Raw genomic sequence first — 22,986 nt, forward strand, 5'->3', positions numbered from 1 at the left:
CGGTACGACACGTCCTCGGTTCCCCGGTCCGACGCGTTCTCAGTCCGACGTCCTGGCGGCGAGCGCGGCCCGCACCAGATCGTCGATGCCCATGTCCGCGATGGCGCCGGCCGGGGCGGACTCCTGGGCGGGCCGGGCGGCCTGCTCGTCCTCGGCGGCCGGCGGTGCCAGCTCCTCCAGCAGGAACTCCGCCAGGGTCTCCGGGTTCGGGTAGTCGAACATCATCGTCGCGGGCAGCCGCAGCCCGGTCGCCGCGCCGAGCTGGTTGCGCAGCTCGATCGCCGCCAGCGAGTCCAGACCCAGCTCGGTGAAGCCGCGCCGCATGTCGATGGCGTCCGGGTCGTCGTGGCGTACCACCGCCACCTGGGCCCGTACGACGTCCAGCAGGATCTGCAACTGCTCCTCCCGCGCGAGCCCGGCCAGCCGCCGCTCCAGCGACTCCGCCTCTCCGGCTCCGGCCCCGGCCGCGGCGCTCGCGTCCGCGGTGACGGCGTCGGCGCCGGTCGCCGCGGCCCGCGTCGTGCGCGCCCGGACCGTGGCCGCCACCTCGCTCAGCGCCGCGGGCACCGAGCCCGAGGCGGCCAGCGCGGCGGCGTCGAGGCGCAGCGGGACGAGCGCGCTCTCGCCGGTGGCGAGGGCCGCGTCGAACAGGGCGAGCCCGTCCCGCGGTGCCAGGGCCGGAGTGCCCAGGCGGCGCTGCCGCTCGAACACCGCCGGGTCGAGCCGGGACCCCATGCCGTCGCCCTCCCACAGGTGCCAGGCCAGGGAGACGGCCGGGAGTCCGGCCGCCCGCCGGTGCTGGGCGAGGGCGTCGAGGAAGACGTTGGCTGCCGCGTAGTTGGCCTGCCCGGCGTTGTCCAGGAACCCGGTCGTCGACGAGAACAGGACGAACGCCTTGAGTCGCGGGGCCAGTTCGGCGGTCAGCTCGTGCAGGTGCCAGGCGGCGTCCGCCTTCGGCGCGAGCACCGCGTCGAACCGCCGCGGTGTCAGCGAGGCGATCAGCCCGTCGTCGACGATGCCGGCCGCGTGGACGACTCCGGTGAGCGGGTGGGCGGGGTCGATGGCGGTGAGGAGGTCGGTGAGTGCCTGGCGGTCGGTGACGTCGCAGGCGGCGAGGGTGACGTCGGCGCCGAGGGAGGTGAGTTCGGCCTTGAGGTCGGCCGCTCCCGGAGCGTCGGGTCCGCGCCGGCTGGTGAGGACCAGGTGGCGTACGCCGTGCTCGGTGGCGAGGTGGCGGGCGACCAGCGCGCCCAGTCCGCCGGTGCCGCCGGTGACGAGCACGGTGCCCTCGCCGTCCCACGGCGCGGCCTCGTCGCCCGCCGTGGCCGGCCGCAGCCGCGGCACCAGGGCCGTGCCCGACCGCAGCGCCAGCTCCGGAGCCCCGGAGGCGACCGCCGCGGGCAGCGCCCGCTCGGACTCCGGCGTACCGTCCAGGTCCACCAGGACCAGCCGCCCGGGATGCTCGGCCTGCGCCGCCCGGACCAGACCCCACACGGGCGCCTGCGTCACGTCGACGGCGTCGCCGTCCGCCGCCCGTACGGCCCCGCCGGTCGCCACGACCAGCGCCGAGTCGGCGAACCGCGCCTCGGCCAGCCAGCCCTGCACCGCCGCGAGCACGTCGTGCACCACCGCGTGCGCCCCTGCCACCGTGCCGGCCGCGTCCGCCGTTCCCTCCGGAGCGGCACCGGCCACCCGCAGCAGGGCGTACGCGGGCACGGCGCCACCGTCCGCGTTGCCGCCGAGGACATCGGCGAGCGCGGGCAGGTCGGGTCCGGCCCCGGCGGGCGCCGGAGCGGGCAGCCAGCCGAAGCGGTACAGGTCGTCGGCCCGCGCGGCAAGCTGCTCGCGCGCCACGGGCCGGGACACCAGACGTTCGACCGTCGCGACCGGACGTCCGTGCGCGTCGGCGATCCGCAGTTCGGTGACCTCGTCCCCGCCGGCCCGGCGCAACAGCACCCGCAGCGCGGTGGCCCCGGAGGCGTGCAGGCTCACCCCGCTCCACACGAACGGCAGCAGCGTCGCGTCCGCGTCGTCGAGCAGGTCGACGTGGCTCGCCGCGTCCAGGAGCGCGGGGTGCAGTCCGTAGCGCAGGGCGTCGGCGCGGGCGGCCTCGGGCAGCGCGACCTCGGCGAAGACGTCGTCGCCGCGCCGCCAGGCCGCCTTGAGGCACTGGAAGACGGGACCGTAGTGGTAGCCCCGGCCGGTCAGGCGCTCGTAGACGTCGTCGAGCGGAACCGGTGTGGCGTCGGCGGGCGGCCATGCCGTGAGGTCGAAGGCGGGCGCCGGGGACGCGGTGGTGAGCGTGCCCGTGGCGTGCCGCTCCCACGCGGCCTGCGTGTTCTCCGGCCGGGTGTGGACGCCGACCGTACGGCGGCCGGTCGCGTCGGGCGTGCCGAGCACGACCTGGAGGGCCAGCGCGCCGCGCTCGGGCAGGGTCAGCGGTGCCTGGAGGGTGAGTTCCTCCAGGTGCGGGGTGCCGGTCTCGTCGCCCGCGCGGATGGCGAGTTCGACGAGTCCGGTGCCTGGCAGCAGCACCGTGCCCAGGACGTCGTGGTCGGCGAGCCAGGGGTGGGTGTCGAGGGACAGCCGGCCCGTGAGGACCACCCCGCCGTCCGGCAGGTCGATCGCCGCGCTCAGCAGCGGATGCCCCGTCGCGGCCTGCCCGTGCCCGGCCGCGCCCGTGGCCGCCGTCACCGCGTCCGCCGCCGGCGCCTCCAGCCAGAAGTGCCGCTTCTCGAAGGCGTACGTCGGCAGGTCGACGCGCCGGGCACCGGTGCCCGCGAAGTGCGCGGCCCAGTCGATCCGGCGGCCCGTGGCGTACAGCACGCCCAGCGCACCGGCGAGTTCCCGGTCCTCGCCACGGTCGCGCCGCTGGGCGGCGATGTAGGTGGCGTCGTCGTGGGTGGCGGGCCCGAGGGCGCTGAGGACGGCGTCGGGGCCGATCTCCAGGAAGGTGGCGGTACCGGTCCGCGCCAGCTGAGCCAACGCGTCGGTCAGCCTGACCGGCTTGCGGATGTGTTCGGTCCAGTAGGCGGCCGTGGTGAGTTCGTCGGTGACGGACTCACCCGTGACGGTGGAGACGAAGGGGATACGGGGCCGGCTGTACGTGAGTGATTCCGCGACCGCACGGAAGTCGTCGAGCACGGGGTCCATGAGGGGGGAGTGGAAGGCGTGGCTGACGGTGAGCTGTTTGGTCTTGCGGCCTTGGGCGGCGAAGTGCTGGGCGATGGCCCGTGCTTCCGCCTCCGCGCCGGATATGACGGTGGACTGGGGTGAGTTGAGGGCGGCGATGCCCACTTGCTCGGTGAGCAGTGGCAGGATCTCGTCCTCGGTCGCCTGTAGGGCGATCATGGCGCCGCCTGCGGGGAGGGCCTGCATGAGCCGTCCGCGTGCGGTGACCAGCCGTGCCGCGTCGTCCAGGGAGAAGACTCCGGCGACGTGCGCGGCGGCGATCTCGCCGATGGAGTGCCCGGCGAGATAGTCGGGGGTGACACCCCAGGACTCGACGAGCCGGTACAGGGCGACCTCGAAGGCGAACAGGGCGGGCTGGGTGTACTGGGTCTGGTTCAGCAGGTCCGCGTCCTCGCCCCACATCACCTCCCGCAACGGCCGCTCCAAGTGCGCATCGACGGCCGCGAACACGTCCTCCAGCGCCTGCGCGAACACGGGATACGTGTCCGCCAACTCCCGCCCCATACCCGCCCGCTGCGCACCCTGCCCCGTGAACAGGAAGGCCACGGGTGCGTCGGAGCGGTCGGGGCCGGTGACGACCGACGGAGATGCGGCGCCGTCAGCGAGGGCGGTCAGGGCGCGCAGGGCCTCGTCGGTGTCGGACGCCAGGACCGTGACCCGGTGGTCGAGAGCGGCGCGGGTGGTGGCCAGCGAGTGGGCCACGTCGAACAGGCCGGGGTGGCCGGGCGCCTCGAAGAGCGCCTTCAGCCGCTCCGCCTGCGCCGGCAGGCTCCGGGCGTCCTTGGCCGACAGCGGGAGCACCGCCGTACGGGCCGCGGGCACGCCGGCCGTCGGCGCCTGTGCCGGGGCGGCCTCCTGCCGTGCCGTCCGCGGCGCCTGCTCGACGATGACGTGCGCGTTGGTGCCGCTGAGCCCGAAGGAGGAGACCGCCGCACGGCGCGGGCGGCCGGTCTCGGGCCAGTCGCGGGCCTCGGTCAGCAGCCGGACGCCGCCGGCCGACCAGTCCACCTTCGGCGAGGGCTCGTCCACGTGCAGGGTCTTCGGCATGACGCCCGCACGGATGGCCATGACGGCCTTGATGACACCGCTGATGCCCGAAGCGGCCTGCGCGTGGCCGATGTTGGACTTGATCGAGCCCAGCCACACCGGCCGGTCCTCGGTCCGGTCCTGGCCGTAGGTGGCCAGCAGCGCCTGGGCCTCGATCGGGTCACCGAGGGTGGTGCCCGTGCCGTGGCCCTCGACCAGGTCCACGTCCTGCGTGGTCAGTCCGGCCGCCGCCAGCGCGCGCTGGATCACCCGCTGCTGGGAAGGGCCGTTGGGTGCGGTGAGGCCGTTGCTCGCGCCGTCCTGGTTGGTGGCGCTGGAGCGGATGACGGCCAGCACGGGGTGGCCGTTGCGCTCGGCCTCCGACAGCCGCTCCACGAGCAGCAGGCCCACGCCCTCCGACCAGCCGGTGCCGTCCGCGGCGGCGGCGAACGCCTTGCAGCGGCCGTCGGCCGCCAGACCGCGCTGCTGGCTGAAGTCGACGAAGATCTCGGGTGTCGGCATGACGGTCACACCGCCGGCCAGCGCCATGGTGACCTCGCCCTGGCGCAGCGCCTGGCAGGCCATGTGCAGCGAGACCAGCGAGGAGGAGCAGGCGGTGTCGACGGTCACCGCCGGGCCCTCCAGACCCAGGGTGTAGGCGACTCGGCCCGAGGCGATGCTGCCCGCGCTGCCGTTGCCCAGGTACGGGGAGAGTTCGTCGGGCGCGGAGCCGTGCAGGGTGGCGTAGTCGTGGTACATGACGCCGACGTAGACACCGGTCTGCGTGCCGCGCAGCGACGACGGGTCGATGCCGGCCCGCTCGACGGCCTCCCAGGAGGCCTCCAGGAGCAGCCGCTGCTGCGGGTCCATGGCCACCGCCTCGCGCGGCATGATCCCGAAGAACTCGGGGTCGAACTCGGCGGCGTCGTGCAGGAACCCGCCCTGGACGGTGTACGTCCTGCCGGGCGTGCCCGGCTCCGGGTCGTAGATGCCCTCGGGGTCCCAGCCGCGGTCGGCCGGGAAGCCGGACACCGCGTCGCGGCCCTCGGCGACCAGCTGCCACAGGTCCTCGGCGGAGCGCACCCCGCCGGGGAAGCGGCAGGCGATGCCGACGACGGCGATGGGCTCGTCGGCCGCCGCCGCGGTGCGCGTCGCGGCCTGCGCGGGCGCCGGGGCGCTGGTGCCGGAGATCTTCTCCTTGATCAGCGCGGCCACGGCGCGGGCGCTGGGGTGGTCGAAGACGAGGGTGGCGGGCAGCCGCAGCCCGGTGGCCGCGTTGAGGTTGTTGCGCAGCTCCACCGCGGCCAGCGAGTCGAAGCCCAGTTCCCGGAACGCCTTCTCCGGGCCGACCGACTCGATGCCGCTGTGCCCGAGCACGGAGGCCACCTCGCGGCGGACCAGCTCCAGCAGCGCGCGGTCGCGTTCGCCGTCGCTCAGCCCGCTCAGCCGTTGCGCCAGCGCGCCGGTCTCCTCGGCCGTGGCGGCCTGGGCGGTACGGCGGCCGGTGGTCCGGGCCAGGCCGCGCAGCAGAGCGGGCGGCGCGTCGGTGCGCGAACGCAGGGCCGTACGGTCCACGCGCACCGGGACGACCAGCGGCTCGCCGGTCGCGAGGCCCGCGTCGAACAGGGCCAGGCCCTCGGCACTGTCCAGCGCGGGCATGCCCAGCCGCCGCATCCGGTCCAGGTCGGAGTCGGCCAGCGGGCCGCCGAGGCCGGTGTCCACCGCCCACATGCCGAAGGCGAGGGCGGTGGCCGGGAGCCCGGCGGCGCGGCGGTGGTGGGCGAGGGCGTCGAGGAAGACGTTGGCCGCCGCGTAGTTGCCCTGGCCGGCCGCGAGGACGAGGCCGCCCGCCGAGGAGAACAGGACGAACGCCTTGAGCTGCGGGGCCAGTTCGGCGGTCAGCTCGTGCAGGTGCCAGGCGGCGTCGGCCTTCGGGCCGTAGACCTTCGCGGTCTGCTCCTCGGTGAGCGTGCCGACCAGGCCGCTGTCCACCACGGCCGCCGCGTGGACGACTCCGGTGAGCGGGTGGGCGGGGTCGATGGCGGTGAGGAGGTCGGTGAGGGCCCGGCGGTCGGTGACGTCGCAGGCGGCGAGGGTGACGTCGGCGCCGAGGGAGGTGAGTTCGGCCTTGAGGTCGGCCGCTCCGGGGGCGTCGGGTCCGCGCCGGCTGGTGAGGACGAGGTGGCGTACGCCGTGTTCGGTGGCGAGGTGGCGGGCGACCAGGGCGCCCAGGCCGCCGGTGCCGCCGGTGACGAGGACGGTGCCCTCGCCGTCCCACGGCGAGGCCGGGTCACCGAGACCGGCGGCCGGGACGAGACGCGGCACGCTCAGCGCGCCGGCGCGCAGGGCGGCCTCGGGCTCGCCGGAGACGGCCGCCGCCGCGAGCGCCGCCGCCGACAGCTCGGTGCCGTCGGTGTCCAGCAGCGCGAACCGTCCGGGGTTCTCCGCCTCGGCGGCCCGGACCAGACCCCACACCGGGGCCTGCGCCAGGTCCACCGCGTCCTGGTGACCGGTGGCGACGGCGCCGCCGGTCACCACCACCAGGCGCGAACCGCCGAACCGGTCGTCGGCCAGCCACGTACGGACCGTCTCCAGGACGGACGACGTCACCGCGCGCAGCGCGCCCGGCACATCGTCCGTGCCCGATACGTGGTCCGCGCCCGTGCCCCCGGTCACCACCGGGGCGAGCACGACCTCGGGCAGCGGCTGCCGTCCCGCCTCCACGGCGGCGCCCAGCGCGGCCAGGTCGGCGAACTCCGGCACCAGACCGGTCGGGTCGGCGGTGCCGGACAGGCGTACGACACCCGAGGCCGGAGCCTGCGGCAGCGGCAGCCCGGTCCAGCCGACGTGGAACAGCGCGTCCGCACGGCCGGACCTGGACGCCTCCAGCTGCTCACTGGCCACCGGCCGGGAGACCAGCTCGTTCACCGTGGCCACGGGACGTCCCGTGCCGTCGGCGACCCACATCGCGGAGACCTCGTCGCCGCGGACCCGGCGCAGCAGCACCCGCAGTTCGGTCGCGCCGGACGCGTGCAGGGTCACACCGTTCCAGGAGAACGGCAGCAGCGTCTCGCCGGACGCCTCGCCGTGCTCGTCGACGAGGTCGCCGTGCATGGCCGCGTCGAGGAGGGCGGGGTGCAGGCCGAAGCGGAGCGCGTCGGCGTGGGCGGTCTCGGGCAGGGACACCTCGGCGTAGACGTCGTCGCCGTGGCGCCACACGGCCTTGAGGCCCTGGAAGACGGGCCCGTAGTGGTAGCCCCGGCCCACCAGACGCTCGTAGACGTCGTCGAGGGGGAGGGGAGTGGCCTCGGCCGGTGGCCAGACGGTGTGGTCGAAAGCGGGGGCGGCGGACGCGGCCGTCAGGGTGCCGGTCGCGTGCCGCGTCCATCCGGACCGCCCGTCCTCGGGGCGGGTGTGGAGGGCGACGGTACGGCGTCCGGTGGCGTCCGGGGCACCGAGGACGACCTGGAGGGCCAGCGCGCCGCGCTCGGGGAGCGTCAGCGGTGCCTGGAGGGTCAGTTCCTCCAGGTGCGGGGTGCCCGCCTCGTCGCCCGCGCGGATGGCGAGTTCGACGAGTCCGGTGCCCGGCAGCAGCACCGTGCCCAGGACGTCGTGGTCGGCGAGCCAGGGGTGGGTGTCGAAGGACAGCCGGCCCGTGAGCACCAGGCCGTCCGAGTCCGGGGACGGTATCGCGGCGCTCAGCACCGGGTGGTCCACCGGAGTGAGGCCGGCCGAACCCACGTCGCCCACCGGGGCGGTCGGGTCCAGCCAGTAGCGCTCCCGCTGGAAGGCGTACGTCGGCAGGTCCAGACGCGCACCGTCGCGCTCCCCGAAGAACGCGGTCCGGTCCACGGCGACACCCCGCGCGTACAGCCGCCCGACACCCCGCACCAGTTCCGGCGCCTCGTCGTGGTCGCGGCGCTGGGCGGCCACGAAGACGGCGTCCTCGGTCACGGCCGGTCCGAGGGCGGTGAGGACGGCGTCGGGGCCGATCTCCAGGTGGGTGGTGGCCGGGAGGTGCGCCAACGCGTCGGTGAGCCTGACCGGTTTGCGGATGTGTTCGGTCCAGTAGGCGGGGGTGGTGAGTTCGTCGGTGACGGTGTCGCCGGTGACAGTGGAGACGAAGGGGATCTGTGGCTGCTGGTACGTGAGTGTTTCCGCGACCGCACGGAAGTCGTCGAGCACGGGGTCCATGAGGGGGGAGTGGAAGGCGTGGCTGACGGTGAGCTGCTTGGTCTTGCGGCCCTGGGCGGCGAAGTGCTGGGCGATGGCCCGTGCCTCTGCCTCGGCTCCGGATATGACGGTGGACTGGGGTGAGTTGAGGGCGGCGATGCCCACTTGCTCGGTGAGCAGTGGCAGGATCTCGTCCTCGGTCGCCTGTACGGCGATCATGGCGCCGCCTGCCGGGAGGGCCTGCATGAGCCGTCCGCGTGCGGTGACCAGCCGTGCCGCGTCCTCCAGGGAGAAGACTCCGGCGACGTGCGCGGCGGCGATCTCGCCGATGGAGTGCCCGGCGAGGTAGTCGGGGGTCACACCCCAGGACTCCACGAGCCGGTACAGGGCGACCTCGAAGGCGAACAGGGCGGGCTGCGTGTACTGGGTCTGGTTCAGCAGGTCCGCGTGCTCGCCCCACATCACCTCCCGCAACGGCCGCTCAAGGTGCGCATCGACGGCCGCGAACACGTCCTTCAGCGCCTGCGCGAACACGGGATACGTGTCGGCCAGCTCCCGCCCCATACCCGGCCGCTGCGCACCCTGCCCGGTGAACAGGAACGCCGGCTTCCCGCCGACGGCCTCCTCGATGTCCTTGCCCGTGGTGGTGATCCGGTCCAGGGACTCGGCCAGTTCCTCGCGGCCGGTGCCGGTGGCCACGGCGCGGTGGTCGAGGGCGGCGCGGCTGGTGGCGAGGGCGCTCGCCGCCGTGGTCAGGTCGCCGTCGGCGAGGGTGTCGAGGAACGCCCGCAGCCGTGCCGCCTGGGCGCGTACGGCCTGCGGGGTGCGGCCGGAGACCGGCCAGGCGACGACCGGAGCCTCCTCGGGCGCCTCCCCGGCCGCGGCCGTGGGCTCGGCGGCCGGCTGCTCGATGATGACGTGGGCGTTGGTGCCGCTGATGCCGAAGGAGGACACGCCCGCCCGGCGGGGGCGCCCGGTCTCGGGCCAGGCCCGTGACCCGGTGAGCAGTTCGACGGCGCCCGACTCCCAGTCGACCTGCGGGGACGGCTCGTCCACGTGCAGAGTCGCGGGCAGGACGCCCTCCCGCATCGCCATGACGACCTTGATGATCCCGGCGACGCCGGCGGCGGCCTGGGTGTGGCCGAGGTTGGACTTGATCGAGCCGAGCCAGAGCGGTTCGTCGCCCGCGCGGTGCTGCCCGTAGGTGGCGAGCAGGGCCTGGGCCTCGATCGGGTCGCCGAGGGTGGTGCCGGTGCCGTGCGCCTCGACCGTGTCGACGTCCGCGGGGGACAGTCCGGCCGATGCGAGGGCCTGCTCGATGACCCGCTGCTGGGAGGGGCCGTTGGGTGCGGTGAGGCCGTTGCTGGCGCCGTCCTGGTTGACGGCCGAGCCGCGCACCACCGCGAGGACGCGGTGGCCGTTGGCCCGGGCGTCGGAGAGGCGTTCCAGGACGAGCATGCCCGCGCCCTCGCCCCAGCCGGTGCCGTCCGCGGCGGCGGCGAAGGACTTGCAGCGGCCGTCCGAGGCGAGGCCCCGCTGGCGGCTCATGTCGATGAAGGTGTCCGGGGTGGACATGACGGTCACGCCGCCGGCGAGCGCGAGGGAGCATTCGCCCGCGCGCAGGGCCTGCGCGGCCCAGTGCAGGGCGACCAGGGAGGACGAGCAGGCGGTGTCGACGGTCACCGCGGGGCCCTCCAGGCCCAGCGTGTAGGAGACGCGTCCGGAGACCACGCTGGCCAGGCTGCCGTTGCCGAGGTAGCCGGCGACCTCGTCGGGGACGCGGTCGCCCAGCCGGGTGCCCCAGTCGTGGTACATGACGCCCGCGAAGACGCCGGTGCTGGTGCCACGGGCGGACAACGGGTCGATGCCGGCCCGCTCCAGTGCCTCCCAGGAGGTCTCCAGGAGCAGCCGCTGCTGCGGGTCCATGGCCAGCGCCTCGCGCGGGCTGATCCCGAAGAACTCCGGGTCGAAGTCGGCCGCGTCGTACAGGAAGCCGCCCTCGCGGGTGGAACTCTTGCCGGAGACGCCGGGCTCGGGGTCGTAGAGGGCGTCGACGTCCCAGCCGCGGTCGGAGGGGAACAGGGAGATCCCGTCGCGGCCCTCGGCGACCAGGTCCCACAGTTCCTCGGGGGTGGTGACACCGCCCGGGTAGCGGCAGCTCATGCCGACGATGACGATCGGGTCGTCGTCGCCGGCGGCCGGGGCCGGCGCGGGGGCCGCGGGCCGGGCGGCCGGGGCCTGCTCGGCCGGGACCAGCTTGGCGCCGATGTGCTCGGCGAGCGCGCGGGGGGTCGGGTAGTCGAAGACGAGGGTGGCGGTCAGCCGCAGTCCGGTGGCCGCGTTGATGCTGTTGCGCAGTTCGACGGCGGCCAGCGAGTCGAAGCCGCTCTCGCTGAACGCGCGGCCCGGGTCGACCGCGTCGGCGCCGTCGTGGCCGAGGACCGCGGCGACGTGGGTGCGGACCAGGTCCAGCAGGGCCGTGGCGCGGTCGTCCGGGGACAGGCCCGCCAGCTGGCCGGCGAGCGAGTCGGCGACGGAGACCGTACCGGTCGCGGCGGCGGACGCGGTGGCCGCCGCGCGGCGCGCGGGCCGGGCCGGGGCCAGGGCGCGCAGCACCGCCGGAACGCCGTCCGAACGGTCCTGGAGGGCGCGGGCGTTGACCCGTACGGGGACCAGGTGCGGGGTGTCCAGGCGCAGCGAGGCGTCGAGGAAGGCCAGGTTCTCCGCGGCCGACAGGGGCTCCAGGCCGAGCTTGGCGATGCGCTGGAGGGCGGCGGCGTCCAGCCCGGCGCCCATGCCCACGTCGCCGGTCCACAGGCCCCACGACAGGGCGGTGGCCGGGAGTCCGGCGGCGCGGCGGTGGTGGGCGAGGGCGTCGAGGAAGACGTTGGCGGCCGCGTAGTTGCCCTGGCCGGCTCCGTCGAGGAATCCGGCGGTGGACGAGTAGAGCACGAACGCCTTGAGCTGCGGGGCCAGTTCGGCGGTCAGCTCGTGCAGGTGCCAGGCGGCGTCCGCCTTGGGGGCGAGGACCGCGTCGACGCGCTCGGGGGTGAGCGCGGGGATCAGCCCGTCGTCGACGATGCCGGCCGCGTGGACGACCCCGGTGAGCGGGTGGGCCGGGTCGATGGTGCCGAGCAGGTCGGTGAGGGCCTGGCGGTCGGTGACGTCGCAGGCGGCGATGGTCGCTTCGGCGCCCAGGGAGGTGAGTTCGGCCGCGAGGTCCGCCGCGCCCGGGGCATCCGCACCGCGTCGGCTGGTGAGGACGAGGTGGCGTACGCCGTGTTCGGTGGCGAGATGGCGGGCGACGAGGGCGCCCAGGCCGCCGGTGCCGCCGGTGACGAGGACGGTGCCCTCGCCGTCCCACGGCGAGGCCGGGTCACCCGCGCCGGTGGCGGGGGCGAGGCGCGGCACACGTATCTCGCTCGCGCGGACGGCGACCTCGGGCTCGCCGGTGGCGAGGGCGGCGGGCAGCAGGTCGCGGGCCGTGTCGTCGTCGAGGTCGACGAGGACGATGCGGCCGGGGTTCTCCGCCTGGGCGGCCCGGACCAGACCCCACACCGGGGCCTGCGCCAGGTCGGGGCTCTCCCCGTCGGCGGCGGGGACGGCGCGGCGGGTGACGAAGACCAGGCGGCCGTCGGCCTCCGGGTCCGCGAGCCAGGTGCGCAGCCGCTCCAGCACGGTGGCGGTGAGGGTGCGGACGGCGCCGAGCGGCTCCTCGCCGGCCGGCGTGGCGACCTCGACGACCGTCACGGCCGGGGCGTCGGCCGCCGCCGGGGCGGCCAGGGCCGTCCACTGGACGCGCAGCGGTGTGCCCGCGCCGTCCTGGGCGGCCCGCAGCTGCTCGGTGTCGACCGGGCGCAGCACGAACGACTCGATGCGCGCGACCGGCGCGCCCGCCGGGTCGGCGACGGCCAGGGACACCGAGTCGGTGCCGTTGGCGGCGATGCGGACCCGGACGGCCGAGGCGCCGGAGGAGTACAGGGACACACCGGTCCACGCGAACGGCAGCCGGGTGGTGTCCTCGACGGGTTCCGGGGAGGCGAAGTCGGTGGCGTGCAGGGCGGCGTCGAGCAGCGCCGGGTGCAGGCCGAAGGCGCCCGCCTGCGCGGCGGCCTCGCCGGGCAGCGCGACCTCGGCGAACACCTCGCCGCCCGCCCGCCAGGCGGCGCGCAGGCCGTGGAAGGCGGGCCCGTAGCCGTAGCCCTGGGCCTCCATCTGCGGGTACAGGCCGCTGATGTCGACCGGTTCGGCGCCGGCCGGCGGCCACTGGGCCATGCCGAAGGCGGCGGCGTCGGCGGCGGGCGCGGTGGACGGCGCGAGCACACCGGTGGCGTGCCGGGTCCACTCGGTGTCCTCGGGCGCGTCCTCGGGGCGGGAGAAGAAGTCGACGCCGCGGCAGCCCCGCGCGTCGGCGGCGCCCACCACGACCTGGAGGGCCACGCCTCCGGAGGGCGGCAGGACGAGCGGCGCCTGGAGGGTCAGTTCCTCGACGAGGTCGCAGCCGACCTCGTCACCGGCCCGTACGGACAGCTCCACGAACGCGGTGCCGGGCAGCAGCGCCACCCCGGCGATCATGTGGTCGGCGAGCCACGGGTGGGTGCGCAGCGACAGCCGGCCGGTCAGGACGACCCCGCCGCCCTCGCCGGCCAGGCGGACCACCGAGCCGAGCAGCGGGTGGCCGGCGGCGAGCTGGCCGAGGCCGGCCGGGTCGCCGGCGCCCTCGGGCGCGTTCAGCCAGTAGTGGCGGCGCTGGAAGGCGTACGTGGGCAGCTTGACGCGCCGCGCGCCGCTCCCCGCGTAGCAGGCGCCGAAGTCGACGGCGGTGCCGCAGGTGTGCAGCAGGGCGACGGCGGACAGCAGTTCGCGGTGCTCGTCGCGGTCGCGGCGCAGCGCGGAGACGAACGTGGCGCCGGGACGGGAGACGCACTCCTGGCCCATCGCGGACAGCACGGCGTCCGGGCCGAGTTCGAGGAAGCAGGTGACGCCCGCCTCCTGGAGGAAGCGGATGCCGTCGGCGAAGCGGACCGCCTCGCGCACGTGCTCCACCCAGTACTCGGGCGAGCACAGCTGCTCGGCGCCGGCCAGCTCCCCGGTGACGTTGGAGACGACGGGGATCCGCGGCGCCTTGTACGTCATCACCTGGGCGACGCGCCGGAACTCGGTCAGCATCGGCTCCATGAGCGGCGAGTGGAAGGCATGGCTCACCCGCAGCCGCTTGGTCTTGCGGCCCTGCTCGGCCAGGCGGGCGGCGACGGCCAGGGCGCGTTCCTCGTCGCCGGAGATCACCACGGAGTTCGGGCCGTTCAGGGCGGCGATGCCGAGCAGGCCGGTGTGCTCGGCCAGCAGCGGCAGCACCTCCTCCTCGGTGGCCTGGAGGGCGATCATGGCGCCGCCCGGGGGCAGTTCCTGCATCAGCCGGCCGCGCGCGGCCACCAGCGTCGCCGCGTCCTCCAGGCCGAGCACACCGGCCGCGTGCGCGGCGGCGATCTCGCCGATGGAGTGCCCGGCGAGGTAGTCGGGGGTGATGCCCCAGGACTCGACGAGACGGAACAGGGCCACCTCGACGGCGAACAGCGCGCACTGCGCGTACCGCGTCTGGTGCAGCAGTTCGGCCTCGGCGGTGCCCTCCGCGGCGAACAGCACGTCCCACAGGGAGACGTCGAGCTGGAGGTCCAGGTGACCGACGGCGTCCTCCAGCGCCTTGGCGAAAACCGGGTGGGCGCGGTACAGCTCGCGGCCCATCGCCAGGCGCTGGCTGCCCTGCCCGGTGAACAGGAACGCCAGCCGGCCGGGCGTACCGCTCACACCCTGCGGGTCGGCGAACAGGCCCGGCGCGGAGTGCTCCTCGACCAGGGCGCGCAGGCCCCGCTCGAACTCCGTGCGGTCCTCGGCGAGCACCACCGCCCGGTGCGACAGCGCGGCCCGGGTGGTGGCCAGCGAGTGGCCGATGTCCGCGAGGGGCACCTCGGGGCGCTGAGCGAGGAACGCGAGCATCCGCTCGGCCTGGGCGCGCAGCGCGGTGCCGCCGCGGGCGGAGAGCACCAGCGGCAGCGCGCGTGCGGCGGGCGCGGCCCCGGTGGCCGCGTCGTCCGTGTCGCAGGCCGGCGGGTCGAGGGTGTCGTCCTCGTCGTCGGCGGGCGGTTCCTCCAGGATGACGTGGGCGTTGGTGCCGCTGATGCCGAAGGCGGAGACGCCCGCGCGGCGCGGCCGGTCCGGCTCGTGCTCCCAGGGGCGGGCCTCGGTCAGCAGCTCGACGTTCCCGGCCGACCAGCGGATGTGCGGGGAGGGCGCGTCGACGTTCAGGGTCCGGGGCAGCACACCGTGCCGCATCGCCATGATCATCTTGATCATGCTGGCCGCGCCGCCCGCCGCCTGGGTGTGCCCCAGGTTGGACTTGACCGAGCTCAGCCACAGCGGCCGGTCCTCCGGCCGGCCCTGGCCGTACGTCGCGATGATCGCCTGCGCCTCGATCGGGTCGCCGAGCCGGGTGCCGGTGCCGTGCGCGTCCACCGCGTCGACGTCCGCCGACGCCAGGCCCGCGTTCGCGAGCGCCTGCCGGATCAGCCGCTGCTGGGAGATGCCGCTGGGCGCGGTCAGGCCGTTGCTCGCCCCGTCCTGGTTGACGGAGGTGCCGCGGACCACCGCGTACACGGTGTGCCCGTGCCGCCGCGCGTCGGAGAGCCGCTCCACGACCAGCAGGCCGATGCCCTCGGAGAACCCGGTGCCGTCGGCGGCGGCGGCGAACGCCTTGACCCGGCCGTCGGCGGCCAGGCCCTGCTGGCGGCTGAAGGAGGTGAAGATGCCCGGCGAACCCATCACGGTGACACCGCCGATGAGTGCCAGCGAGCACTCGCCGCTGCGCAGCGCCTGCGCCGCCAGGTGCAGCGAGACCACCGCACCCGAGCAGGCGGTGTCCAGGGTCATCGCCGGGCCTTCGAGCCCGAGGGTGTACGAGACCCGGCCGGAGGCGACGCTGGGCGCGTTGCCGATCATCAGGTAGCCGTCGAGCCCCTCGGGCGCCTCGTGCGCCTTGACGCCGTACTCGTGCACCTCGGCGCCGATGAACACGCCGGTGCGGCTGCCGCGCAGCGAGTCGGGGGCGATGCCGGTGTTCTCCAGCGCCTCCCACACCGTCTCCAGCATCAGCCGCTGCTGCGGGTCCATGGCCAGCGCCTCGCGCGGGCTGATCCCGAAGAAGTCCGCGTCGAACCTGGTGGCGTCCTGGAGGAAGCCGCCCTTGTTCACATAGCTCTTGCGGGGCGCGGAGGGATCGGGGTCGTACAGGTCGTCCACGTTCCAGCCGCGGTCGGTGGGGAAGTCACCGAGCACGTCACGGCCCTCGTCGACCAGCCGCCACAGGTCCTCGGGGCTCTCCACCCCGCCCGGGAAGCGGCAGGCCATGCCGACCACGACGATCGGGTCGCTGTCGTCGACGGCGACGGCCACCGGCTCGGGCACGAACACGTCCGGTTCCACGCCGAGCAGTTCGCCGCGCAGGAACGCGGCGAGCGTGCCCGGGGTCGGGTGGTCGAAGGCGACGGTGGGCGGCAGGTTCAGACCGGTGGCGGCGTTCACCCGCAGCTGGAGCGTGGACAGGCCCAGCGAGTCCAGGCCCTGCTCCTTGAACGGCAGGTCCGGGCGCACCGACGAGGGGGGCTCCGGGTGCACCGAGCGCAGCACCGCGAGGGCCTGAGCGCTCACCAGGTCGAGCAGCACGCGCGTCTGTTCGGCGGCCGGCAGGTTCTCCAGCCGGTTCACCAGAGCGGACCGGGTCGCCAGTGCTTCGTCCGGTCCGTGCTGGGCATCAGAAACATGGCTTCCGGACCCACTCATCTGCACACTCCACACCTGATCACTGTTGCCACAGCCAGAAATTGGGAACAACCCGAGAAAAGGTCCCGGATTCTTGACTCTAGGTCGGGCCGCCGTGCGGACCCACCCCTATCCCGCCCCTACCGGTGCGGCTGCACCGGGAGGAGTTCGGACCCGGCGCCGCCGGTGATTTCCAGCGCCGGTTCGTCGTACATCCGCCGGACGTGGAAGAGGTCCTTGAGGAGATCGGACGAGGTGATCCTCCGCGCCCCGCCCTGTTCCGCGATGCCGCGCAGCGGGAGCCGGCCGAGGTCGGCCCAGCGCACCCGCCCGTCGGCGCCGATGTAACTGCGCGCCCGGCCCGCGTTGTCCGGGTGGACGCAGTAGGGCACGTCCAGGTAGCCGAGCCGGAACGCGGCCAGCAGCGCCCGCCCCAGGTCGTCGTCCAGGCCCAGCACCGCGTCGACCAGCGCGCGGGCCTCCGCGTACGTCGGGGAGTCACCGAGCACGTCCGGCACCCCGGCGCGGTCCGGGGCCGCGCGCCGGGCCACGGCCTCCGCGTACTCCAGGGCCAGCACGTTCTCCGCGATCGTCGGAATGCGGCGCGCCTCGGCGACCGTCTTCACGATCAGCCGGTGCGCGCCGGTGGTCACCGCCAGCTCGGCGGCCCGCCCCAGCAGGTGGTGCGCCCCCCGGTACGTCTCCGGGTACACACCCATGTACGCGTAGATGACGACGTGCCAGTTGTCCGTCGGCAGCAGCTCGTGGCAGAGCCTGCGCAGCGCGCCGACCGCCTCCCGGTCCTGGCCCATGTCGGTCTGCTGCGCGTAGCTCAGCGAGAGCGAGCGGATGCCGTGCTGGGCGAAGAACATCGCCTCCAGGAAACTGATGGCCACCAGCTGCGACGGCGGGCACAACTGCCCCATCATGCAGCCGCCGAACGTCTCCAGGTGCGGCTCGATGCCCGTGTCCCGCAGCCGCGTGTACAGCTCGCAGCAGGCCTCCCAGTTCTTCACGCCGTCGGCCAGCGGGGTACGGCCGTAGGGCAGGCAGTAGGAGACCGGGCCGCCCTCCGTGGCGTTGAGCCTGAGCCGCAGCAGCGCCCAGAAGATGTCGATGGGCGTCGCCGAACCGTGTCTGACCTGCACCGGGAAGGAGGCGTCGCGGACGCCGGACAGCACCGACTCGGTGGTGGCCGGCGGATGGTTGACGACCGGGTATCCGTTGAGCTTGATGCCCTCGCGCAGCGCCTCCTCGACGGCGCCCAGCTCCCCGACGCGGGTGTAGCTGTCCAGGGTGAGCGTGCCCACCGTGATCGCGTCCGCCTCCTTGGTGGCGAGCAGCCCCTCCCGCATCAGGAAGGGATCGCCGAACCCCATGCGCGGCTGCACGACCAGCCTGCCGCCGGCGCCCGCCGCGCGCACGAACGCCCCGAAGTCCACGGGCGCCGGTTCGGTGGCGGCCCTGCGCTGACGGAAGGGGTGTCGGGCGGTCACAGGGCCACCCGGCCCGCGTCGTCGAGGCTGCGCTCGTGCGGCACCAGCGTGGTCAGGAAGCCGCGGAACGCGCCGACCGGGTCCTGGCCGTCCTCGAACACGGCGTCGAACCCGGCGGCGGTCAGCTCCTTGGCCCGTACGGCCGCCTCGGCGTCATCGGTGCCCAGCTTGCCGCCGATGACGACGGGCGTGGCGGCCAGCGGGGTCAGCGCCCTGAGCTGGCCTATCACCCGCAGGCCGTCCTGGTAGCCGTGTCCGTTGACGCTGCTGACGACGACCATGTCCGGCTCCAGCGCGTGGCACTCGCTCACCAGCAGGTTGTCGGGCACGCACGGGCCGAGGTTGACCACCGTGTACCCGCACTCCTCGATGAGCAGTTGCAGGAACACCAGGTTCCAGGTGTGCGAGTCGGAGGCGACCGAGGTGACGATGACGGTGCCCTTCGCCCGGTCGGCGTCCTTCGGCCCGCTCTCCTCGGGCAGCAGCGGTCGGCTCACCTGCGGCCTCCCTTCTCCACCGGCGTGCGGACGTGCTCGATCCGGGTGGCGGAGACGACCTCACCGCCGGACACCGCGACCTCGACCGGCGCCGGCCGCCCCAGGAACATCAGCAGACTGGACGTCGGCCCGTACGCGCCCGTGTTGGGGATGGCCAGCAGGTCGCCGGGGCGGACGTCGGCGGGCAGCTCGATCTGCCGGCCCAGCACGTCGCCCGGCGTGCACAGCGGGCCGACCAGGCTCGCCTTCTCGGTCCCGGCGTCCGTGGGCACGTGCACGGTCACCGGCATCAGCCGGCCCAGCCCCGACATGCCGCCGAAGGTGTTGATGCCCGCGTCGGCGATCACGAACTTCTTGCCGCGGCTGACCTTCACGTTGCTGACCCGGGTCACCAGCGTGCCGCAGTCCCCGGCCAGGTAGCGGCCGGACTCCACCGCCAGGCGCGGGGTGCCCTCGCGCCAGGACGGGAAGTGCACGTCGAGGGCCGCCTCCAGTTCGGTGCGCAGCTTCGGGTAGCCGTCCCGGCCGCCCCGCTGGGCGTACGGCACGGAGAAGCCGCCGCCGATGTCCAGCAGCCGCAGCGGGACACCCAGGTCGTCCTGGATGGCGGCGGCCACCGCCAGCGTGTGCGTCAGCTCGCCGATCAGCGCCGCCTCGTCCTTGGCGTTGGACTGCGAGAACAGGTGCAGCCCGGCCAGCCGGGTCCCGGCCACCGACCGCAGCTCGGGCGCCAGTTCGGCGACCGTCTCGCTGTCGATGCCGAACTGGGTGGGCGCCCCCGTCATCCGGATGCTGGTCGTGGCACTGGCCGTGGCGCTGTTGATGCGCAGCAGGCAGTCCACCACCGTACGGTGCGCGAGCGCCGCCTCCCCGATGTGCCGCAGGTCGCCCAGCGACTCCGCGGAGAAGGTCCCGACACCCCGGCCGACCGCCTCGGACAGCTCGCCGGGGGTCTTGCCCGGCCCGGTGTAGAGGATCTCGGAGCCGTGGTACCCGGCCTCCAGCGCCGCCTCCAGCTCACCGGTCGAACTGATCTCGGCCCGGCACACCGGCCCGTCGCCACTGTGCAGGGCGCGCACCAGGTCCACGTGCGGGTTGGCCTTGAAGGCGTAGAACACCTCGAAGCCCTCGGGCAGCCAGGAGAACAGGTCGCGCCGGGCCGCCCGAGCGCGGTCCAGGTCGTAGACGTACAAGGGGGTGCCGAACCGGCGGGCCAGCTCGGTGGGGTTGGTGGACTGGGTCATTTGCCGCTCCCGTCGAGCATCATGGCCAGCTCCTTGCGTGCGTTCTTGCCGTGCTGGGTGAGCGGGAAGTCACTGAGGACCCGGCAGATCGCCGGAACCTTGGCGGGCTCCAGGCGCCGGGTCAGCTCCTTCAGGACGGTGCGCGGCGGCAGGTCGCTCTCCACGAACAGCGCCAGGTCGTGCGTGTCGCTCGGCGGCAGCACGGCCGCCGCCCGCACCCCGGGGACGTCCATGGCGGCGCCCTCGATCTCCAGGGTGCTCATCCGGAAGCCCTTGCGCTTGAACATGTCGTCGCGCCGGCCCTCGAAGTACAGGTAGCCGTCGTCGTCCAGGCGCCCGTAGTCGCCGGTGTGCAGCCGCCGCTCCCCGGTCTCCGGGTCGGTGCGGAACGCCTTCGCGCTGACCTCGGGGTTCATCCAGTAGCCCGGCATCACGTGCGGTCCGACGGCGACGATCTCGCCGGTCTCGCCGGTGGGCACCGGCCGGCCGTCCGCGTCCAGGATCAGCACCCGGGTGCCGGGCAGCGGCAGCCCGACCGCTCCCGGGCGTTCGGTGTCCTCGTCGGGCGGCATGACGGTGATGCGCTTGGCCTCCGTCTGGCCGTACTGGCGCACCACCCGCACGCCGGGGAAGTGCCGGCGCAGCGCGTCGATGGTCGTCTGCGGCAGGGCGGCCCCGGTGTTGGTGAACAGCCGCACCGGGGCCTGCGGCCCGTCCTCGCGCTCGGCCAGGGTGACGATCATCGACGCCAGCGAGGGCACCAGCGGGACGACGGTGGCGCCCGTCTCCCGCATCCGGCGCAGCAGCAGCAGGTCGGAGTCGCGGTCGGCGAGGACGGCCTCGCAGCGCGCGACGCACGTCATCAGGATCTTGTACAGGCCGTAGTCCCACGACATCGGGAACCGGCAGAAGACCACGTCGTCCGCGCGGTAGCCGAGGCACTCGGTCAGCGCCCGGGTGGCGAAGGTGACCTGGGCGTGCGGGCAGATGACCGCCTTGGGCGCGGCCGTGGACCCGGAGGTGTAGATCAGGGTGGCCACGTCGCCGGGACGGACCTCCTCGCCGTCCTCCGCTCCCGCGCCCCGGGCCCGTAGCTCCTCCACCTCGGGCCACAGGTCCTCGAAGAGCTGGACGGACCCCGCGGTCTCCGCGAGCCCGGGCCCGCTGGCCGCGTCGCCGACGACCAGCACCGGTCCGGCGTTGGCGACGACCTGGCGCAGGTGGAAGGTCTTCATCGCCGGGTTCAGCGGGACGAAGACCGCACCGGCCCGGGACGCGCCGTGGAACATGGCCGCCAGGTGGCGGGTGGTGGGCAACTGGAGGACCACGCGGTCGCCGCGGCGCACCCCGCGCCCGCGCAGCCAGGCGGCGAACGCCTCGCTGTAGCGGGCCAGTTCCCGGTAGCTCCAGCAGCCGGTGGCGTCCCGGACCGCGGGGGCGTCGGGCGCCTCACCGGCGGCCTCGTCGAGGAGGCCGTGGACGAGCCTGCTCCGGGCGGCCCGCCCGTCATGCGCTTCGGATTCTTCCACTGACGAATACGAGTGGCTGACCAACGTCGCACCCCGCTTTGAGTTGTGGCTCGGTTCGCCGAAATCCGCTTTCGCCGATAACCTCGTTGGCCACGGTATGGGGGGTGCGACGGCGGTCAAACCCCTAACTCCCCCTATCCGACCCGGCGTTGGCCGGAGAGATTTCCGGGGGAGGCCTCCTGGGGATGACGGCGGGGGACAGACAATTCGCGGGGTTTTCCAGCCCGTTTCCGTTTGTCGGCACGGCCTCCGGGTCGGCTGCGGGGGCAGTTGCAGGGAAGTCGCGGGGCGGTCGCGGGGTGGTCGCGGGGCCGATTCGTATTGTTCCTGGATTCAGTCTCGAATTCCGCTTGAACGGACGTCGCCCGCCGGCAGCGGATAGTCCTCCAGCTCGATGTTCTCGGCGGCCCGCACGGACAGCCGGGAGAAGAGCGCGGACAGGGGGCCCAGTTGCAGCACGCGGTACGTCAGGTTCCGCAGGCGGATCCGCCGGTCGGTGGCGGGGGCGAGCATCGGGCCCGCGCTGTCGGCGTTCTTCTGGCAGCCCAGCGCGTAGGCACGGATCCGCTCCTCGTAGGCGGCGAAGGCGCTGCGGTGGTCGGGCCGGGTGGCCAGCTCCCCGGCGAGCACGTACGCGCACACCAGCGCGAGCCCGGTGCCCAGACCGCCCATGGTCGCCCCGTACCCGGCGTCGCCCAGCAGCACGACCCGGCCCTCGGAGAACCGGTCGAGCCGGACCTGCGCCATCGCGTCGAAGTACAGCTCCTCGGTCTCCTCCAGCGCCTTCAGCGCCCGCGGCACCTCCCAGCCGAGCCCGGCGTACCGCTCGCGCAGGATCTCCCGGTGCCGGTCGGCGCCCTGGCGGGCGTACCCGGCGTCCCGCTCGGCGAACACCATCGTCACCAGGCACGTGTCGGGGTCGCCGCCGTAGTGCGCGAGCCCCACGGCCCGGCCCGGGGCGTTGAACCAGCGGGCGGTGCGGTCCAGGCCCAGGTGGTTGGGGGCGTCGTAGACGGCCACGTAGTGGTCCAGGAAGCGCAGGTGACGTGCCTCGTCGCCGAAGACCAGGCGCCGCACGGTCGAGTGCAGCCCGTCGGCGCCCACCACCAGGTCGAAGGTGCGCGGCGCGCCCCGCTCGAACGTCACGTGCACCGCGTCCGGGGTCTGCTCCAGCGTGGCGAGGGAGTCACCGAAGACGTATTCGACGCGGTCCCGTGTGTGCTCGTGGAAGATCTCCGACAGGTCGCCGCGGAAGATCTCCACCTCGCCGCTCATGAACTCCGGCGGCAGGCTGGCCTGTTCCCGACCGTCGGGGCCGATGAAGTGCTGGGTGCCCATGTGCGTCTGCCGGGCGCGGACCTCGTCCCACAGGCCCATCCGGCGCAGGACGGTGCGGTGGGCGGCGCCCCGGAAGTCCACGGCGAAACCGCCCCGGCGCAGCGCGGGGGCCCGCTCCACGACGGTCACGGCGCAGCCGTGCGCGGCCAGCCAGTGGGCCAGGGCCGGTCCGGCGACGCTCGCCCCGGAGATCAGGACGCGCCGGCCGCGCAGGGCGTCGGGACTGGCTTCTTGGCGCACGATGTCTCCCCCGTGGAAAGGCCCGGAACACTCACGCCGATTGTGTCCCAGGAGCCGCCCCCGAACCGCGGGGCACGGCCGAGGCGACCGGAAACGAACCCTCAGGGGCGGGGAGCCGGGGTGGTTGCGGGGCACGCGGGGAGGCGGTGGTCGGGGCAGGGTCTGGGGGCGCCTCACGTCGGCGGCCGTCGGCGGCCGTCGGTCTGCCAGGGCCGCGGTGGCTGCGGTGACCGCGGTGGCTGCGGCTCGTGCCGGTGGCGGCGGGGCGGCGCGGGTGGCGGTGGGTGCTCCTGGCCGGGGCCGGAGGGCCGTGGTCCGGTGGTGCGCGGTGTGCGTGGTCCGGAGGGCCGTGGTCCGGTGGTGCGCGGTGTGCGTGGTCCGGAGGACCGTGGTCCGGTGGTGGATGGTCCGGTGGGGCGCAGCGTGGCGCGGGCCGTCC

General features: G+C 74.5%; 6 protein-coding genes. All 6 read right to left on the bottom strand.

The features are described from left to right. Positions 1–39: 39 nt before the first annotated feature. Positions 40–16,224, bottom strand: a complete 16,185-nt coding sequence (locus AB0G56_RS30025) for a type I polyketide synthase (RefSeq protein ID WP_360975200.1) — start codon at positions 16,222–16,224, stop codon at positions 40–42. Between the two features lie 119 nt (positions 16,225–16,343). Then, complete coding sequence (locus tag AB0G56_RS30030) at positions 16,344–17,699, bottom strand: methylaspartate mutase (RefSeq protein WP_360975203.1); 1,356 nt, start codon at positions 17,697–17,699, stop codon at positions 16,344–16,346. Further along, positions 17,696–18,196 carry a cobalamin-dependent protein gene (locus AB0G56_RS30035; RefSeq protein WP_360975206.1) on the bottom strand — a complete coding sequence of 167 codons (501 nt, stop codon included), beginning with the start codon at positions 18,194–18,196 and terminating at the stop codon, positions 17,696–17,698. Before AB0G56_RS30035 ends, AB0G56_RS30030 begins: the two co-directional genes overlap by 4 nt. After that, positions 18,193–19,440, bottom strand: coding sequence for a type III PLP-dependent enzyme (locus AB0G56_RS30040; RefSeq protein ID WP_360975209.1), 1,248 nt, complete (start codon positions 19,438–19,440; stop codon positions 18,193–18,195). The genes AB0G56_RS30035 and AB0G56_RS30040 overlap by 4 nt, the downstream gene beginning before the upstream one ends. Beyond that, positions 19,437–20,969, bottom strand: a complete 1,533-nt coding sequence (locus AB0G56_RS30045) for an AMP-binding protein (protein WP_360975212.1) — start codon at positions 20,967–20,969, stop codon at positions 19,437–19,439. Before AB0G56_RS30045 ends, AB0G56_RS30040 begins: the two co-directional genes overlap by 4 nt. Before the next feature lie 333 nt (positions 20,970–21,302). Next, entirely contained in the window at positions 21,303–22,547 is a 1,245-nt protein-coding gene (locus AB0G56_RS30050; RefSeq protein WP_360975215.1) for an FAD-dependent monooxygenase, read from the bottom strand. Between the last annotated feature and the right edge of the window lie 439 nt (positions 22,548–22,986).

The sequence above is a fragment of the Streptomyces sp. NPDC021356 genome (assembly GCF_040641015.1).
Taxonomy (GTDB): domain Bacteria; phylum Actinomycetota; class Actinomycetes; order Streptomycetales; family Streptomycetaceae; genus Streptomyces.

Coding starts and splice junctions, on each gene's coding strand:
- AB0G56_RS30025 (WP_360975200.1), bottom strand. CDS start 16,224: ATGAGTGGGTCCGGAAGCCATGTTTCTGATGCCCAGCACGGACCGGAC.
- AB0G56_RS30040 (WP_360975209.1), bottom strand. CDS start 19,440: ATGACCCAGTCCACCAACCCCACCGAGCTGGCCCGCCGGTTCGGCACC.